The 16470-nt window shown below is 39.9% G+C and carries 16 protein-coding genes; 6 read left to right on the forward strand and 10 right to left on the reverse strand.

Features of this window, described 5'->3' with window-relative positions; genetic code table 11:
• Window positions 1–40: 40 nt before the first annotated feature.
• The gene (locus HII17_RS00860) at window positions 41–2326 is read right to left on the reverse strand and encodes a TonB-dependent receptor (protein ID WP_169073440.1); all 2286 of its coding nucleotides are present in this window, start codon (window positions 2324–2326) and stop codon (window positions 41–43) included.
• 229 nt (window positions 2327–2555) lie between these two features.
• Window positions 2556–3671, reverse strand: coding sequence for a hypothetical protein (locus HII17_RS00865; protein ID WP_169073441.1), 1116 nt, complete (start codon window positions 3669–3671; stop codon window positions 2556–2558).
• A gap of 71 nt (window positions 3672–3742) precedes the next feature.
• On the opposite strand from HII17_RS00865, the gene HII17_RS00870 reads away from it, so the two are divergent.
• Genes HII17_RS00870 through HII17_RS00885 form a run of 4 tightly spaced genes read left to right on the forward strand, consistent with a single transcriptional unit; the run spans window position 3743 to window position 6957 of the window.
• The gene (locus HII17_RS00870; protein ID WP_169073442.1) at window positions 3743–4831 is read left to right on the forward strand and encodes a VOC family protein; all 1089 of its coding nucleotides are present in this window, start codon (window positions 3743–3745) and stop codon (window positions 4829–4831) included.
• A gap of 1 nt (window position 4832) precedes the next feature.
• Complete coding sequence (locus HII17_RS00875) at window positions 4833–5867, forward strand: VOC family protein (RefSeq protein WP_169073443.1); 1035 nt, start codon at window positions 4833–4835, stop codon at window positions 5865–5867.
• A gap of 28 nt (window positions 5868–5895) precedes the next feature.
• Window positions 5896–6597, forward strand: a complete 702-nt coding sequence (locus tag HII17_RS00880) for a Crp/Fnr family transcriptional regulator (protein ID WP_169073444.1) — start codon at window positions 5896–5898, stop codon at window positions 6595–6597.
• A 6-nt stretch (window positions 6598–6603) separates the two neighbouring features.
• Entirely contained in the window at window positions 6604–6957 is a 354-nt protein-coding gene (locus HII17_RS00885; RefSeq protein WP_169073445.1) for a hypothetical protein, read from the forward strand.
• A 2-nt stretch (window positions 6958–6959) separates the two neighbouring features.
• Here the strand turns inward: HII17_RS00885 and HII17_RS00890 are convergent, their stop codons facing one another.
• A complete protein-coding gene (locus HII17_RS00890) occupies window positions 6960–7367 on the reverse strand; it encodes a GFA family protein (protein WP_169073446.1) in 408 nt (135 codons plus the stop codon).
• Between the two features lie 177 nt (window positions 7368–7544).
• Here HII17_RS00890 and HII17_RS00895 point away from each other — a divergent pair, with 177 nt between their 5' ends.
• Window positions 7545–7967, forward strand: coding sequence for an Hsp20/alpha crystallin family protein (locus HII17_RS00895; RefSeq protein WP_169073447.1), 423 nt, complete (start codon window positions 7545–7547; stop codon window positions 7965–7967).
• A 99-nt stretch (window positions 7968–8066) separates the two neighbouring features.
• Here HII17_RS00895 and HII17_RS19280 read toward each other — a convergent pair whose 3' ends face one another.
• The 7 genes from HII17_RS19280 to HII17_RS00930 all read right to left on the reverse strand — a co-directional run bounded on the left by HII17_RS19280 (window position 8067) and on the right by HII17_RS00930 (window position 15640).
• Complete coding sequence (locus HII17_RS19280) at window positions 8067–8582, reverse strand: prepilin-type N-terminal cleavage/methylation domain-containing protein (protein WP_328824434.1); 516 nt, start codon at window positions 8580–8582, stop codon at window positions 8067–8069.
• Window positions 8583–8665: 83 nt separating this feature from the next.
• Window positions 8666–9664 carry an NADP-dependent oxidoreductase gene (locus tag HII17_RS00905; RefSeq protein WP_169073448.1) on the reverse strand — a complete coding sequence of 333 codons (999 nt, stop codon included), beginning with the start codon at window positions 9662–9664 and terminating at the stop codon, window positions 8666–8668.
• The gene (locus HII17_RS00910; protein WP_169073449.1) at window positions 9655–10515 is read right to left on the reverse strand and encodes an alpha/beta fold hydrolase; all 861 of its coding nucleotides are present in this window, start codon (window positions 10513–10515) and stop codon (window positions 9655–9657) included. Before HII17_RS00910 ends, HII17_RS00905 begins: the two co-directional genes overlap by 10 nt.
• 9 nt (window positions 10516–10524) lie before the next feature.
• Window positions 10525–12111, reverse strand: coding sequence for an FAD-binding oxidoreductase (locus HII17_RS00915; protein WP_169073450.1), 1587 nt, complete (start codon window positions 12109–12111; stop codon window positions 10525–10527).
• 45 nt (window positions 12112–12156) lie between these two features.
• Window positions 12157–13131: a VOC family protein gene (locus HII17_RS00920; RefSeq protein ID WP_169073451.1), complete on the reverse strand. Its 975-nt coding sequence runs from the start codon at window positions 13129–13131 to the stop codon at window positions 12157–12159.
• On the reverse strand, window positions 13131–14546 hold the full coding sequence (locus HII17_RS00925; RefSeq protein ID WP_169073452.1) for a sodium/proline symporter: 1416 nt from the start codon (window positions 14544–14546) through the stop codon (window positions 13131–13133). The genes HII17_RS00920 and HII17_RS00925 overlap by 1 nt, the downstream gene beginning before the upstream one ends.
• A gap of 65 nt (window positions 14547–14611) precedes the next feature.
• On the reverse strand, window positions 14612–15640 hold the full coding sequence (locus tag HII17_RS00930) for a chromophore lyase CpcT/CpeT (protein ID WP_169073453.1): 1029 nt from the start codon (window positions 15638–15640) through the stop codon (window positions 14612–14614).
• 221 nt (window positions 15641–15861) lie between these two features.
• On the opposite strand from HII17_RS00930, the gene HII17_RS00935 reads away from it, so the two are divergent.
• Window positions 15862–16455, forward strand: a complete 594-nt coding sequence (locus HII17_RS00935) for a DUF5610 domain-containing protein (protein WP_169073454.1) — start codon at window positions 15862–15864, stop codon at window positions 16453–16455.
• The last annotated feature ends 15 nt before the right edge of the window (window positions 16456–16470 follow it).

A 16470-nucleotide genomic window follows, 5' to 3' on the forward strand; every position in this document is an offset into this window, starting at 1 on the left:
TTATACCTTATTGTGCGATACCTCGCACTATGCGTAATACTTAAAACGAATATTTCATTGTTACGCCAAATTCACGGCCACGAGATGGTGCAATTGGGAATGCGCGAGAACTAAACGCAAAACTCTGTGCATCAATGTAACGGAAAATATAGGTTGGTGTTTCATCATCAGTAAGGTTTTTAGCCCAAGCTGTTAACGTAACGCCGCCATGATTAATGCCTGCTCGCAAGTCAACTTTAGTGCGACTACCTGTTTCAATAAAGTTATGGATATGTGCATAACGAGAAGAATCATAACTTGCACTTAAACGCGCAAACCAACCCGTATCTTCATCTATTTCACCTTTATAATTGAATGCAAGGTTTGCTTCTTTCTCTGGTACTTGAGGTGGTGTATTACCCGAAATATCACCATAAGTTGTTAAATTCGCAGGCTGATTACATTCTGATGAACTTAAACCAGAAATAATGCGACAATGGTTGCCATCGAATGCTTCAACAAACTCTGAATTAGTGTATGAGAAACCAAAATCAATATCGAAGTTTTCATTCACTAACCACTTACCTTGTATTTCAACACCTTTAACTTCAGTTTCACCTTTGTTAGAAATATAAGAAATTGGTACATCGCCACCACCGGCACTTTCGTCGATATAGCTATCAGTTAATTGCTGATCATCCCAATCCATAAAGAATGCCGCTGTTGATAGGTAAAGCGCGCCATCAAGTAACGTTGATTTCCAACCAAACTCGTACATCACCATTTCTTCTTCTTCAACTTTAATCAGCTCAATTGGCAAATTTGAGTCGCTATTAAAGTCCCCAGGGCTATTACCCTCAGAACGAGTTAAGTAAAATAAGTGCTCGTCCCAATTATATTCGGCGATGATACGTGTCGTCGTGCTGTCAAACTCATTGTCTACATCCGCATATGTAGGGTCTTGAATTAAATTTTCATAAGCTTGGGTTTCAATTTCATCTGTCGCTTTTCGAGCTTCAACCGAGATATTAAAGTCGTCTGTAATATCGTATGACACAGAAGCCATTAACGCTTGGTTGCTATTCTTAGCAACGAACGCATCTGCATCTTCTGGATCATCTTCCCATTCCCAATAATATGCACCAACCATCCAATACAAACGATCATCAAATGCTGTCGAGCTAAAACGCACTTCATGGCTAATTTCGTCTGATTGACCTTCACCAAGCGTATGCCAGCCTGCTGCACTGCCGAAATATGGGCCGCCAAAGAAGAAACCAAAACTAAAGGCTTGCTCATAGCCAGTATAAGTTTGGTCAACACCATTTTCTGTATCGTAAGTGTTGATTGCGGTGCTCCAGCTCAAATCACCAAAATCAAAAGAATGATCTATTTTTAGGCTGATATGTTCTCGCTCTGAGCGCAAACCGTAATCACTGTTATCTAAAATACCACCAATATTAATTGGTAAGTCCGTCTTAGCCTCACCACAATAATAAGCGCGTGTATCTAGGTAACAATTGTTGTAACTCGGATCTTGGAACATGAACACAGAGTGCTCATCATCATTTTCGTTATAGATGAAGTTCAAAGCGACGTCAGTTCTTTCACTATTATAGTAAAGACCTAACATTGCCGATTTAGTTTTTTCACCACCTAAACTAGGGCCACCCTCTTTTTCATTTTTCCAATCGCCGTCATACTGATCTAATGAACCAGATGCTCTAAACGACAATGTGTCGGTAATTTTTGATGAAATACCGCCAGCAAGTTGTTGGTTTCCATTCTTGCCGTAAGTTGCCGTAACGTAACCAGATGCTTTATCGCCAGGTTTACGGGTAATTAAGTTAATCGCGCCTGAGAACGTACTTCGTCCATACAGTGCAGATTGTGGACCTTTTATGATTTCTACACGCTCTATTAAGTCAAGCGGTAAACTTTGTATGGAACCCGAGAAATATACGCCATCAATAAAGTAAGAAGCTTTTTGCGTACCAAATCCAGGTATCCAAGATACACCACGCATTACAGGGATATCCGCTTGTCTACCGAAAGTTTTCTCCATCGAGAAACCAATAGCATTACTAGCGATATCATTGATATCTTCCATGCCTGCTTTTTCCATATCTTCAAGGTTAAATGAAATTACCGAGACTGGAATTTTATCAATTGATTCTTTTCTCAAACGAGAAGTTACTTCGATATGTTCGATTTCACTAGCTGAATTTTCATCCTTGGCTGCGTCATCATTTTCAGCAGCAAACGCTGTTGGTATTGCAAATACAGAGCTTAATAATGCGGCCTTAATTGACTGCACTAAAAAGCTGGGTGACGATAAATTATTCATGACCTTGTTCCCGTTTGACAGATATTCTAGTTATTAAAATTTTAATTTTTATTATTTTTAGGTCGTTCAATTGGCTAACAAAATGATTAGCAAATAAACACTCTGAACTTACAATTACACAAAACTTGGGACTAGAAAATCGGCACTAGTTATCGTTTTTGATATATATCAATAACTAGCACCTGAGTGAAATTTAGCCAATTCATGGCGGGTTATTTTGCAAAAACGATTATTTTTTTAAGAAATTTAGTTCTGTGACAGCTGGATTTTTGAGTTTAGGTTGTTGCAAAACTTGCCAAGTCGAGCCGTCGTCACCAACGAAAGTAAAGGCTTTTTCATTGAATTCATTGTCTATAATTGAGGTGGTTTTCAACTGATGTTTAATTGCCAACTGATGAATCGTCGACAACTTGTCAGTAAATACTGAGTGGAGTGTAATACCTTTAGCACCTGCTCGTTGTTCATGGCTACGATCGGGGCGAGGGTCAGGATTGACGAAAAACTTAAGCTTTCCTGCAATATTATTTGGGCTAACAAAGCCTCGGTACCAATGGCTAGCACCATCAGCCATATTAAATACCGCCTTGGGCCCAGCTTGCCAGTCACCATCAAGTACTACAGGCCCTTCCGGTTTAAATCCTAAAACGTCACGGTAGTAATCAGTTTGCCTATACATGTCTTCTTTTGACGAACCCGCGAGAATAAAATCATTATGGGTAATTTCACTTGTCGCCAAAGGAGAATCGTCGTCAATTGTGCCGTAACCAGGAATGGTATATCCATAGCGCTGATAAAACACTATATTCATCAACTCTCCATAAGCCGCCATTTCTCGCACACCAATGCGACGATTAATAACATTCAGTTTGCCTTCAGTCATATCATAAAGATCATCATAAACAGGCTGTGTAGCAAACCATTTCTCACCGGAATATCTGGCATCATTAAAAATATCATTCAGATGAAAAATATCTTTAGTTCGCATCACCATCATACGTTGCCCTACGGTTTCAGGCTGCGCATATCCTACGCCATTACTTATCGGTTTATCCCAATGTAAAATCCGGATTAAGCCATGGCTGTCAATATCATTATTTTGCAGTCGGTAGCTATTTAACTTACTTTGAACGCCGTAGACCTTATTCGCTTGCTCCGCAGAAAGCGCGCCTTTGTCGATTACCTCGAATCCAAACTGATTTAAAAATGTTAATAAAGGCTCAGGTTCATCTGTACCTATCATTACCTCATAAACGCCGCTTACTCCTGTATTGGGTGGCGATATTTCATTGGCTTTAGTTGTGGCTGATAAAATGACAAATATCAATCCGAATAGGGCAAGTCGCATAATTGTGTATCTCTTTATTTAAGTTTCGTGCTATCACTTTACCGCTTTAAATTAATCTACGGATACGAATCATGATCTCAAAGTGTGACTTTTTGCCATTTGGCAAATTAGTAGCAGTGGCTTTTTTGTCAATTGCATGTATTTGCAATGCTGCTGCGTCTAATGACGCTTTAGCGCCCAAATCAAAAGTAGAAGATGCATTAGCCCTCCCACTTCATACTGCTACCATTGCTACGGTTTCACTACAGCAAAGCTTACTTTTTTATCGTGATGCTTTGGGGCTTGCAGTTAAAGGGCCGATAACACTAACTGATAAGCAAACCGCCCAGCAACGTCAGTTATGGCAATTACCTAAAGACCTTAATTGGCAAACCTATCATCTATTTCGTAAAGGAGTACCAGAAGCGATAAATATTCAGTTACTTGTTTTAGATAAAGCTATGCCAAGTATCCATGATAGTTGGGACTCTACAGAGCTAGGGCCGTTCTCACTAGGTTTTCCAAATACCGATACCATTGCCTTAGATAAAACTATTCGTGACACTGGCTTTGGCGCGCTTAACGCATTGGAAAGCTATCCAATTCCCCGCCCTGATGGTTCTACGTATCAAATAGATGAAACTATATTTAATGGCCCTGACTTTCTTCATGGTGTAGCGATTACGCGTGGTGGTGGCATGGCCCAACTTGGGCCGATTGATGGCAATGGATTAGGAGGCCCTGCGTATTCAGCGCAAATTATCGAAGATTCTGAACAGCATCTTAAATTTTATACCGATGTATTGGGGCTAGAAATTCGTTCAGATCGAGAGTTTAAATCAGCTGGTGACAAAGGTGCCATGAATTTACCTAATGGCACGGTATTTCGATTTGCAATCGTCTACAGCAAAGGCGCTACAACCGGCCATATGCTATTTGTAGATTTTAGAAATTTGAAGCCTAAACGCCCTAAAAATTCACCTTCACTACCGAATTTGGGTTTAGGTATGTGGACCTACCCTGTTACTGACATAAAACAAGTGATCACTAATGCTAAACAGTTTGGTAGTGATATTGTGCAAATGCCTATTGATGTGAATAGCCCCATTTATGGAAAGGCTAGCGTGGCGACATTGCGTGCCCCTAACGGCTTCCTTATTGAAGTATTTGAGGCCAAGTAACATGCTTTTTTTAAAACGTTTTTTTACTGGCGTACTGCTAATATTGGTTAGCAATTCTATTCACGCAGCTAAGCCACTACCCTTTAAAATTGGAGGGTTTACCGAGACGGTATTTATTGTTTCCGATATTGACAGTTATACCACTTTCTTTACGAAAATTGCCGGCTGGGAAGTGAAAAACAAACACTTAGATGAAAAAGCACTAAAGGTTTTTTGGCAGTTGCCACAAACCGCAAAACTAACACAACGCCTTGTCGGTAATATTGGTGAAGAGCGTGGCTATATAAGGTTAGTTCAAATTAATGGTGTAAGTCAGCAACGCATTCGTTCAAATACACAATCTTGGGACACTGGTGGTATTTTTGATATCAACATGCGTGTCACCAACATGGCGAAGAAGTTCAAGCAATTACAAACATTGGGTTGGAGTGCTGACTCAGATCCTGTTCAATTTAGTTTCGGACCATTTATCGTAAAAGAGTGGATTGTTACAGGGCCTGATGGTATCAGTTTCGCATTAATTGAACGAATTAAACCAACACTTGAAGGCTGGCCTAATGTAAAAGAATTCAGTCGTACATTTAATTCAACTCAAGTAGTAAGAAACATTAATACGTCTACTAACTTTTATCGCGAAGTATTAGGGTTTAAACCTTATTTAGAGCATAAAGGAGCTAGCAGCTCACCAGGTAAAAATGTCTTAGGATTACCTTATAATCTAACCACAGACATTGAACGTTCAGTCGATATTCTACACCCTGATGGTATCAATGAAGGTTCAATTGAACTGCTTCAGTTTCATGGAGCAGTCGGCAAAGACGTCAGTCATTTAGCGGTCCCGCCAAACCTTGGCATTCTTACTTTACGCTTACCGGTAGACAACTTATCTGCACTTGAAAAGCACTTGTCATTAAAAGGTATACAAATTGTTAACACAGCACAGATTCATTTGCCACCCTATGGTTTAGTCGATATGCTTGCTATTAAATCCCCCGACGGCAATTGGTTAGAGTTTTACCAATCATTGCCGCAATAAAAACGACAATAATAATTCGGAAAGCAACATGTCTTTAGATATTGATAAGGTAGCGATTAAAACGTCACTATCTTCTTTTTTAGGAAGCAATTGTACAGAAATGGACGGCGCTACTGACTTTTTTGAGGAACTAGCGGAAAAAGCAGAAGAAGTAAATTTAGGTATTAATGAATATATTTTTCGCGAAAAAGATGACAGCGACTATGTATATATTCCAGTGTCTGGTGCTGTTATGTTGGAGCGTGCAACATTAACTGGTTCGCGCCAAGTATTTGCCTTCTTATTCACAGGCAATATTTTAGGTATTTCCGAACACAAAAATTACAGTTTCAGTGCCAAAACACTAACCAATGCAGTTGTGATTAAAATTAACCAGCAACTTATATTAGATATTTTTGATAAATATCCAGCCATTGCACAGCGTTACCATGAAGTAACTCGTCACATTTTAACGCTCATTCTTGATCAGTTATTTATCATGGGACAGAAAACTGCCCACCAACGTTTAGCACACTTTTTACTCGATATGAAATATCGCTTAGGTCATGGTACACAAACTTTTCATTTACCCATGAGTCGGCAAGACATAGCAGATTATTTAGGTATGTCTTTAGAAACCGCCAGCCGTGGCTTTAGCAAACTTAAAAAAGACGGGTTGATTAGTATCGAAAATAATTATCAGATCACCTTAGAAAATTATGATGCGTTAAAAGCTTACGCAGAAGATTAAGTCACTATGTTGGTTACGTTGCACCAAGTCGCTGGCAAGCTTTTTCGCTTTCGCCAGCTTATTGGCATTGCAGGCGGTGTTGCCTTAATAAGTTTTGTTGTGTTACTCATGCTAAATCAGCCACAAAGCTACTTATTTTTATCGGCACTAGTCATGATATGGTGTCTGTTATTGACCTTGCTTATTCATAGCTTTGTACAGATACCGCCCCCACTCTCAGCAAAAGCGTCTTTATTTTCCCGTATTCGATTTAAACTATACAAAATAGTGATGAATTTATTGCTAGTGTTTTTTATATTGGCTTCTCTTGCCACGCTGTTTATGACGTTTCGATTATTAAGTTTTGGCTTTTATCGCTAGCCTTAAATTTCTCGATATCCCTTATATTTAGGCAGGTTATCGCTAAGCGCTATCCAACTCACTTTACTTTCAGTATAAATATGGGCATCTGGATTAACATCGTCTATGTCGTCAAATGCCGCCAAAGCGATTTCAACAGTAGCAGCTTCACGGTTAAATTTAGATTCAAACAATAAGCTACTACCACAATGGCGACAAAAACTGCGCGTTGTATCATTTCTCGCATGAAAGTGACTTAACAACTCTACACCACTAATCCACTGCAAGTGTTCTCTCTTCACTTCGCCAAAAGTTGAAAAGGCCGCACCATGAAATTTACGGCACATACTGCAATGACAATGGCCAATTAATGGCTGGAATTTAGCAACTTCAAATATAATCGCTCCACACAAACAACTACCTTTATTCATTGTCTCCCCTCCTAATACCTGTTCAAATTTCATACCGAGCTTTCAGTAAAACCAACTTTATTAACTTAACTTTTGAGCCGGATCAAATCCATAATAATTACGCTTTTTCATTCGTTACTAGCGCGCCAACATTGGACTACATTTATTAGGGGATAGTCACAAACTAAGGAGCATATTATGAGCTTATTACCTCGCGAGCAATGGTTCGATATGGACCACTTTTTTGACCATTTCTTTCCAGATAAAAGAAAAGATGAAGCTGGTCAGGCATTCTTTAGCCCGAAAGTCGATATAACTGACAAAGGGGACAATTATGAAATTATTGCTGAACTTCCTGGTGTTAATAAGGAAGATGTATCTGTTCAGCTACATGACGGCATACTCACTATCGAAGCAAAAACTTGTGAAGAATCTAAATCTGAAAAAGATAAAGTGATCCGCAGGGAGCGCAGAACCGGATACTTTAGCCGAAGCTTTACATTAGGCACTAATGTCAGCGCTAATGACATCCATGCGAAATTCGAAAAAGGGCTGTTAACCTTAACGGCGCCTAAATTAGTTGAGCAAGAAACAGAAAAAAGGAAGATTTCGATCAACTAGCAATTAAATAAACTAAAACGGCACTTAGGTGACTACCCAGTGCCGTTTTTTAATATTTAATATTTAATATTTAATATTTAATATTAATTTTAATGCAGCTTAAGGTACTGGTACGTAATTAGTAATTTCACCCGTTAGGCTGTCATATTCAAAGCCCAGCTCAGTATCTTCAACCAAAACAAATCGGCAATTCTGGCTACCTAAATAGCTTGCCTGATAATCTTCAGAAGTATTGCTAGCAACCGTTTGACTATTCTCTTCCATCAAGGCTTGCCATGTAGATAGACAATCATTGACATTATTTAGCGTTAGCGCATCAGCGCCAGCGGTTACATAGCTTTGTGAGGGCCAGCCTTGGCTGTTAAAGTCAATCACAACGCCACTGGAAATTTCTACGTCATCACGGGTGTTTGCATCTGTTGGAGAGCCTAATACTAGCCATTTGCTTCTAGCTAAATCAACGCCCGCTTTTAACGCTGCTTTGGTAGCTAATACAGTTTTTTGTCGCGCATCATCTTGTAAATCAATAAACTTAGGAAGCGCTACCGCCGCTAAAATCCCCAATATGACAATGACTACTACTAACTCAATTAGCGTAAAACCTTTATTTTTCACGTCTACAACACCTTTGTTTATTCAGTCAGCATTATAGGCATTTGTTTAAGCTAATGAAAATAGCTAACAAATGCTTTTTCACTCTATACCACGACTTTAACCAGTGTTTTACCATGATTATTGCCCTGCATTAACTTAGCAAACGCATAAGGCGCATTTTCAATTCCTAAAGTAATGTCTTCTCGCATTTTTAATTCCCCGTGTTCGACAAGCGGTAAGCAAGCATTAATAAACTCTTGCCGACGAGGCTCAAAGTCATAAACAACTAATCCAAAAACGGTGGCGCGCGACTTAATCCATAAAGCTGGTGCTGGTCCCTGCATTCGTTCTTTATTGTTATATTCTGCTACTAGGCCACATAAAATGACTCTGGCACCTATGGCTAAACGTGTTGATACCTGATGTAATAGTTCGCCGCCAACCAAGTCGAAATAAATATTTATTCCATCAGGGCACAGTTCATCTAATCGTTCAGCGACAACTTCTGCATTACGATTGATACATTCGTCATAACCTAACTCGTTAATCGCGTATTGGCGTTTCTCTTCACTACCCACGATACCGACAACCTTACAACCTGCCTGTTTAGCTAACTGGCCAGCTGTTGCGCCTACACCACCGGTTGCCGCTGGAATGACAACAACCTCACCTCGTTTAGGTTGTGCTTGCCATATCAGACCAGCATAAGCAGTTAATCCTGGCATTCCTAAGATTGATAATGCGTATGAAGGCTGCGGGTGTAATATGGGCGCTGATAGCTCGTTGGCGTTGTGAATAGAGTAACTTTGCCAACCTCCCATGCAACGAACAACATCTCCTTTGCTATATTGCGTTGAGCGTGTTTCAATAACTTCACTGACTGTTTCACCAAACATTAAATCACCAGGTTTAATCGGTGCTGTGATGTGACGACCAGCAATTTGACTACGCATATAGGGATCAAGTGATAAAAAGAGGGTTTTACATAACACTTCGCCTTCATTGAGTTCATCAACTGTTGACTGTTTTAGCGCAAAGTTTTCTGGCGTCGGTAAATGTTCTGGATAGCTCTTCAAACAAATTTGGCTATTGATTAGTGACATGTCGTCTCTCTTTTATTTTGATTTTTTGCCAGCAACACTAGCTGCTTATAGCGAGCCATTAGATCACCGCTTTCTGTATGAATTTGAATGTTTTCCGGAAGTTCAACATCGTATAAACGCTGACAATAGTGGTAAATAATACTATGTTGCCAAACAAGAATATCTACTGGAATTGGCACGGCTGCCAATTGCTTAGGATCTTCATTATTAATCGCTGCAATATATGCATCGCTATATCTTTCGCCCGCTTTGAGGTAACCCTTAAAGGTTTGCATAATGACTTCCTGGGAAGGCATCGGTGCAGATAACTTAGCTTGTGCAGATGTGTCATACCAAGGGAAGTACTGATAAAGCTGATTGGCCATTTTCCACATCAATGCTAAATGACTGCCATCAGTCTTCGGAGACAAATCAGGAAAGTAATTTGCCAACAAAGTTTCTCGCTCTTGTGGATAAAACCAAGCGACATTTTCCAATAACAATTTTGATGACTTTTGTGGAAATAGCTTTGCAAATTCAATCGCCAGTTGAGCGCCTGTTGCATTGCCATAAATAATGGCGCTGGAAATGCCCAACACTTCCATAAACGTTGCTAGGCAATTACTGTAGTCCACTAATGATAAGGATGACTGGGTTAATTTATCCGAATCTCCATATCCTGGTAAATCCCAAGCAACGACATGATACTCTGCAGCAAACTGTTCAATAATACCTTGCATAAACTCCGACGATAGTGGCGATGGATGTAATACAATGAGTTTAGGTAAATGACTTTCACCAGCGGTACGATAATGAACGTTAATTTTTTGATTTAACGCCGATATTTTTACAAAATGACGAGATATTTCCATAACGTTCACTTAAAGTCCTAACGCCTTTGGGTTTATTAATCCATCGCTATCAAGAAGCGCTTTTATGCCTTTTATTAATGCTCTATTTTCTTTGGCAATACCTTCAATAAAGGGATAGCTCTTACCAATTTGCATATGAACGCCTCCCAATTCATTGTAGCCATCGATAAGCGCTAGTCTTATTTCGCTAACTACCGCTCTTGCTTCTGGGCTAGCTTTAAAACCTTCCAGTCGCTTTAAATGTGCGCTTTCCACTGCTTCATTATGTAGCTCATTAAGTTCATCAGGCCAGAAAAATACCGGTTCTAAAACAAATACATGACTCGAAACTGTCGCAACTAAATAACCTATGCCAATACCAAACTCTGCTATTTTTTTACTATATTTACTAAAAATTGCTTCGCTTATTTGATGAGCTTGTTTAGCTTTTGAATGTGGCACGAGTGTATGAACGGGTGCCCATCGCTCCCCATTGGGGCCAATCATATTATTTAAGGGATTAAATGGGTTGGCACGTAACACTTTGGGAATTGTGTTTTCTATTTCATTAGCTGCATGTTGCTCGGCAATTTGTCGAATTCTTGCCAGCCGTTCATCAACACCTGCTTGGGTAATATCTTCGACCATAAAGTGCACAGACCAACTTTCTGCTTCAACAAAACGTCGCCCAGCAAGTGCTACCTTCATCCCTTCTTTTAAGCCTTTACCTATGCCACCTGCCGATTTCATTACACCGACAAGCGATTTAACATCAGACGCTAAGCTTTCTCGTTTTAGTCGCTGTGCTTGTAAAAACGGATCAAAGCCAAAACATTCTGAAGCCAAGCCGTTTCGAGCAACTTCTGACATAACAGCGGATTGCTGTTCAAAGTTTTCAAAACAAAACGATAGAGAACCAGTGTACGGGGACTGTTTAATTAATCTTAAAGTGACTTGTGTTTTAATAGCAAAAGCAGCACTATCACCGCAAAAGATTCCGGTTAAATCTGGCCCGTAATGCCTTAGAAATGGTGAGCCATTTTGTTTTGCTCCTGCCCCAGTTTGAAGCACCTGACCGTTTGATAAAACAACTTCTAGCCCTAACACTGAATCTACAGCAAAACCGTGCTGCCCAGAACCCCAAAAAATAGCGTTTTGTGAGAGTCCGCCACCTATTGTCGCCCTTATGCCAGATAGCGTGCCCCAAAATGGCGTTCTAAAACCAGTGTCTTTTAATGCTAAATAAACCTGTTGCCAAGTACACCCAGCGCCGACCGTAACGTACATATCATCGGTATTAATTTCGACAATTTGATCAAAGCTACTCATGTCAACAATAACGCTTTTCTCTGTCGCGGGTACGAACCCTTTGGTATATGACATGCCACCACCACGAGCAATGACCGCGTATCCTGCTTGTTGGCAGAGCTTAATAGCTTGAGCTAATTGCTGGGTGTTTTGAGGCTTAATTACATAATCGGCGATAATGGATTTAGTAAAAACATCTTGTGACATTAGCACTCGACGAGCACTTTCTTCGCTTACGTTATCGGCATCAAGTACTTTTGAAAGCGCATCAAATAACGATTGAGATTGGGGAGGTAACTGTTCGCTCATAATGCTGCCAAAGGGGTCTATTAAGTTAAATTGATGGTTAATTAGTTATTTGCTAATTGGTTGGTAAAACTCAAACCAATTACCTTGTGGACTTTTTAAAGCCACAACGCGACACATTCCATAATGAGGGAGTTCAAAGCAAAGGTCATTGACAATGATCAGCTTAGCGCGCTGGCAGGCAAGAATGAAAGCATCGATTTCATTCACTTTAAAGCGCAATGTGCTAATACCAATGTTGTAGGGTTTTACTTTTTCGCTAACATCGCCACCTTGTAATTCTGGGAAGCTAGCGAGCTCAATTGACCCCCCATCATGCAATGGTGAACACACCATACTTAATTTATGTGGGGTTTTATCAACTAAATTATGCGGTAGGCCAAAAACATTAGTACAAGCTTTTTCAAAACACGCTTGCTGTGATACCGCTATTTCAAAGCCTAATAATTCTTGGAAAAATGCCAATTCAGCTTGGTGATCGTTAACGATAAGCGAAGAATTAAATAATGCACTAAAAAGTGCCGTTTGATCATTGTTTGCTAGTGGTGGTTCAATGCGTTCAATACAGGCGAAAGTAATGGCATCGGGCCCTTTTGCTAACCACTCAATCACCTTATAAGGACCGAATTCCATAGGCACAGGATCATTTACACCAAACCAATAATGTGCATGTAATTGCTTAGCCAGCTGATGATTATTCACCACACGTGTATTAACATCAAAAATACCACCGCTATCCCATATTTGATTATTTGGTCGAATATATTCTTGTTCAATTCCATCGATTTGTATAAGACGAATGAAGCCACTGTTGCTATTAGGGGCCGCGAGTAAGCTTTGTTTAACCGTCACTTCTTCAGGTAAATCCCAGAATATAGCTAATGCTTCATTTGCTTGAACGTTATCATTCGCTATTTCTTGCCAGCCGACAACCTCAAGGTAGAAGTCTCTTTGCATTACCAAGTCAGCGACAACAAAAACTGCTTCACTAAATCCACTGACTTGATAATCTCTTTGAGTCATTATTTAACCTTTGTTTGGTTTGTTCTATAACGGCCTAAATAGGCAACTAAAAGCGCAACAAAGAACGGTAATACCCGCTCTAAAATATCGCCGGGAGAGTTTTCCTGCCAATTAAAATAAACAGTTAATGAAAAGCCTATAATAACTGCTGCCAAACGACTTGAGCCTTTAACCTGGTAGCCCATTAACAAGATAATTAGTAATGGCCCAAATGCTGAACCAATTGCAGCCCAAGCAAATAACACGCGAGAAAAAATTGCCTCTGGTGCATATAACGCTATAAATAGCGAGACAATACACATACCAGCTACGGTTAGTCGCGACAATAACAGTTGTTTTTCCGGTGAACCTTTAAGCTTTAAGTCATAAGAAAGCGATGACGCTGACACCAGTAATTGGCTATCCGCAGTCGACATGATTGCCGATAAAACAGCGGCGACAAAAATACCGGCAATAATAGGCGGAAAGAGTAAATTAGTTACGCTAAATAGTACTTGTTCGTTGTCGCTAACATCGGCGAGTAAAACCCTTGCACACAGGCCGAGTATTAACATGCCTCCAATTACGATAATTGGCCAAGCGATGCCTATGTATTTTCCTACCCGAACAGCGTTTTCATCTTTTAACGCCATAAAGCGGTTGACCACATGTGGCTGTCCTGGGTTACCTAAACCAACACCGAGCAAGCCAATGGCAAATGCCAATGCAAACCAGCCAGAGTGAGCACCAGTAATTGACAATTGCACATCAGAAAACTGATGTTGCAGCTGACCAAATAGTTCGCCAAAACCTCCAACAGCAACTAACGCTGCAATGGGCAAAATAATCGAGGTTAGCGCCATCAACAAACCTTGCAAAGTGTCAGTCACACTTACCGCCCAGAAGCCCCCTAATAAGGTATAAACCAAAATAATTCCGGTTCCCAACATGATGGCATTAGCGCTATTCATATTGAAGGTGGTGGCAAACGTGCCACCCGCCGCTTGAAATTGTGCAGCAATGTAAAACGCAAAAGAAAAAACAATAATAAAGGTACAGCTATAAATAATGAGTTTGGAGTACTTATCTTCACCTGCCAATAGTTCTGTTAAGGTTATAGCACCTGTCTTATTGCCTAAGTGCCTTATACGTGGTGCTATCCACAGCCAATTAAACATATAGCCTAAGACAACCGCAGGGAATAGCCACAATGACGACAGCCCCATGGTAAACGCGGCGCCGCTAACACCAAGTAAGCTCCATGCAGATGAAGCGCTAGCTGAAGAACTAGTTGCTGCTACCCAAGGCCCTAATGTTTTGCCTCCAATGAAAAAATCTTCACTACTGTGGGTGCGTCTACTTGCCCAAAAGCCGATGGCAATTAATAAAACTTTATATGCAACAAGCGTAGCTAAAACAACAGTTTGGCGATCCATAATGATTCTTTATATAAAAAAGGCTGAATAAAATTCAGCCTATCTAAATTAGCGATAAATTAATACTAAAAAGCGAAATGTGGTCGTTTAGCTTTCTTAGTTAACCCTGTTTGTAACCAACGTAGGTTTAAGCCAGTTTTGACATTCTCTCGATCCGACCAAATATAAGTAACGGTTTTGCCTGTCTTGTTGTCAATAATGCCTAATTTAAGAATTGGATTTTTAGTGTTTTGATAAGTTAACTTGGCCAATTGCACAGAATAGCCTGTTTTCTTACCGGTTTTATCATCAATTAATGGCACAATTTGCCCTTCATTGTGAATCGTAATTTTACGTGTAAAACCCCACTTTGCATCTTCAGGCGCATCTTTTCCACCTAAGCGATTTCCGCCCCATCCTTCAAAATAGGTCACTTTGCGGTTGATATGAGGAATGCCCGCTTTATTGCCGAAAACATACTTTCCATCTTCATCATGCGCGACATCAGCAATCCAAATTTCATTGTCGGTTAGTCGCAGCGTGTCATTGAAATAAAGCATTTTTCCACTACGACGCGATTTAATTGCACAAGCGTTATGTACCATTTCGCCAGCAAAATATTCCCCTGTCCACTTCCAATACACTTCACAACCTGGGTAAGTAGTAATTTCTTCTTTAGTTAGTGATTGATATAGCTCTGGTGTTAAATGAGCATCTGCATACTTAGCTTCGTCTTTAAAACGATAGATATTTAGCTGAATCGCGCCTTTTTCTTTATTGCGAACAAATTGATATAAGCGTTGGCGATATACCTTGCTGGCATCACCATCCATGTATTGTTTTACGAAATAAGTTTCACCTGCCAACGCAGGTGTTGGCAATGGCGCAAAAACATGATGAATATGTTCATGAACTTGCAGTGCTTCATCCTTTTCCTTATCGATTTTGTCCTGCCAATTTTGTTCGTAGTTATCGAATTCCGCAGCAAACCACTGGTGAAACAGCTGCTCTTTTAACGGGTCTTCTGCTACGGTTTGACTGGCACTGGTACTATCGGTATTGGCACAGCCCAGCATAAGAAAAGAAAATGCTACTGTAATAAGTGTGTTTTTCATGGTTTAGCCACTTTTATCGTTAGAATTTTTTCATTGTTGTAAACCCAGAGTCAAATGCCATTGACTAAAATCAATATCTCTTTGTTCCTCTAGATATTTGTTACAATCATTAAAAAATAGGCAGTTTTTAAGATTGAATACACTGATACAAATTCCTACATTTTTCTTTATAAGCTTTGCTACACTTAAGGTAACAACAGTTCAGAATAAGCGGGCATATTATGCAAATTTCTTCGCATTCACTTCATCAACACGGTGAAGTAAGCAAAACGTCAAGCCAAAAAACTGAAAGTTTAAGCGCTTATGAACTGTCAAAAAAAACCAAAGACTTAGGCGTTTTAAAAGCACATCTGTCACAAAGTTCAGAGGCCGCTGACAATTCACAAAAGCTTTTACTTAAAACGGCTATTACAGAAATCAACGAACATTTAGCACCTTATTTGGGCGAAAATGCCGCAGAAAAAGCCTATGAAAGTGACCTCGATTTTTCACCGAAAGCCACCGCAAAAAGAATCGTTGACGGTTCAACAGCATTTTTCGCCTCGTTTAAAGAAAACAATCCTGATTTAGATGAAGAGCAAGCGTTGGAAAAGTTCAATGACATTATTAATGGTGGTATTGAGAAAGGCTTTGCGGATGCTCGTGGGATTTTAGAAAGCTTAAAAGTATTAGAAGGCAAAGTAGACGAAGATATTAACAGCACTTATGACTTTGTTCAGCAAGGCCTAGTCAACTTTAGAGAAAAATTACTCACCGATTTACAAACTGCTAACGAAGAATCTAGCGTCAATGAGTCATCAGAAGTTGGTGACTAGTAAATAATTAGTCGC

This window comes from Thalassotalea algicola, assembly GCF_012932965.1.
Lineage (GTDB): Bacteria > Pseudomonadota > Gammaproteobacteria > Enterobacterales > Alteromonadaceae > Thalassotalea_F > Thalassotalea_F algicola.

Coding starts and splice junctions, on each gene's coding strand:
- HII17_RS00905 (WP_169073448.1), bottom strand. CDS start 9,664: ATGTCACTAATCAATAGCCAAATTTGTTTGAAGAGCTATCCAGAACAT.
- HII17_RS00885 (WP_169073445.1), top strand. CDS start 6,604: ATGTTGGTTACGTTGCACCAAGTCGCTGGCAAGCTTTTTCGCTTTCGC.
- HII17_RS00865 (WP_169073441.1), bottom strand. CDS start 3,671: ATGCGACTTGCCCTATTCGGATTGATATTTGTCATTTTATCAGCCACA.
- HII17_RS00895 (WP_169073447.1), top strand. CDS start 7,545: ATGAGCTTATTACCTCGCGAGCAATGGTTCGATATGGACCACTTTTTT.
- HII17_RS00910 (WP_169073449.1), bottom strand. CDS start 10,515: ATGGAAATATCTCGTCATTTTGTAAAAATATCGGCGTTAAATCAAAAA.
- HII17_RS00875 (WP_169073443.1), top strand. CDS start 4,833: ATGCTTTTTTTAAAACGTTTTTTTACTGGCGTACTGCTAATATTGGTT.
- HII17_RS00925 (WP_169073452.1), bottom strand. CDS start 14,546: ATGGATCGCCAAACTGTTGTTTTAGCTACGCTTGTTGCATATAAAGTT.
- HII17_RS00930 (WP_169073453.1), bottom strand. CDS start 15,640: ATGAAAAACACACTTATTACAGTAGCATTTTCTTTTCTTATGCTGGGC.
- HII17_RS00935 (WP_169073454.1), top strand. CDS start 15,862: ATGCAAATTTCTTCGCATTCACTTCATCAACACGGTGAAGTAAGCAAA.
- HII17_RS00890 (WP_169073446.1), bottom strand. CDS start 7,367: ATGAATAAAGGTAGTTGTTTGTGTGGAGCGATTATATTTGAAGTTGCT.
- HII17_RS00920 (WP_169073451.1), bottom strand. CDS start 13,131: ATGACTCAAAGAGATTATCAAGTCAGTGGATTTAGTGAAGCAGTTTTT.
- HII17_RS00915 (WP_169073450.1), bottom strand. CDS start 12,111: ATGAGCGAACAGTTACCTCCCCAATCTCAATCGTTATTTGATGCGCTT.
- HII17_RS00880 (WP_169073444.1), top strand. CDS start 5,896: ATGTCTTTAGATATTGATAAGGTAGCGATTAAAACGTCACTATCTTCT.
- HII17_RS00860 (WP_169073440.1), bottom strand. CDS start 2,326: ATGAATAATTTATCGTCACCCAGCTTTTTAGTGCAGTCAATTAAGGCC.
- HII17_RS00870 (WP_169073442.1), top strand. CDS start 3,743: ATGATCTCAAAGTGTGACTTTTTGCCATTTGGCAAATTAGTAGCAGTG.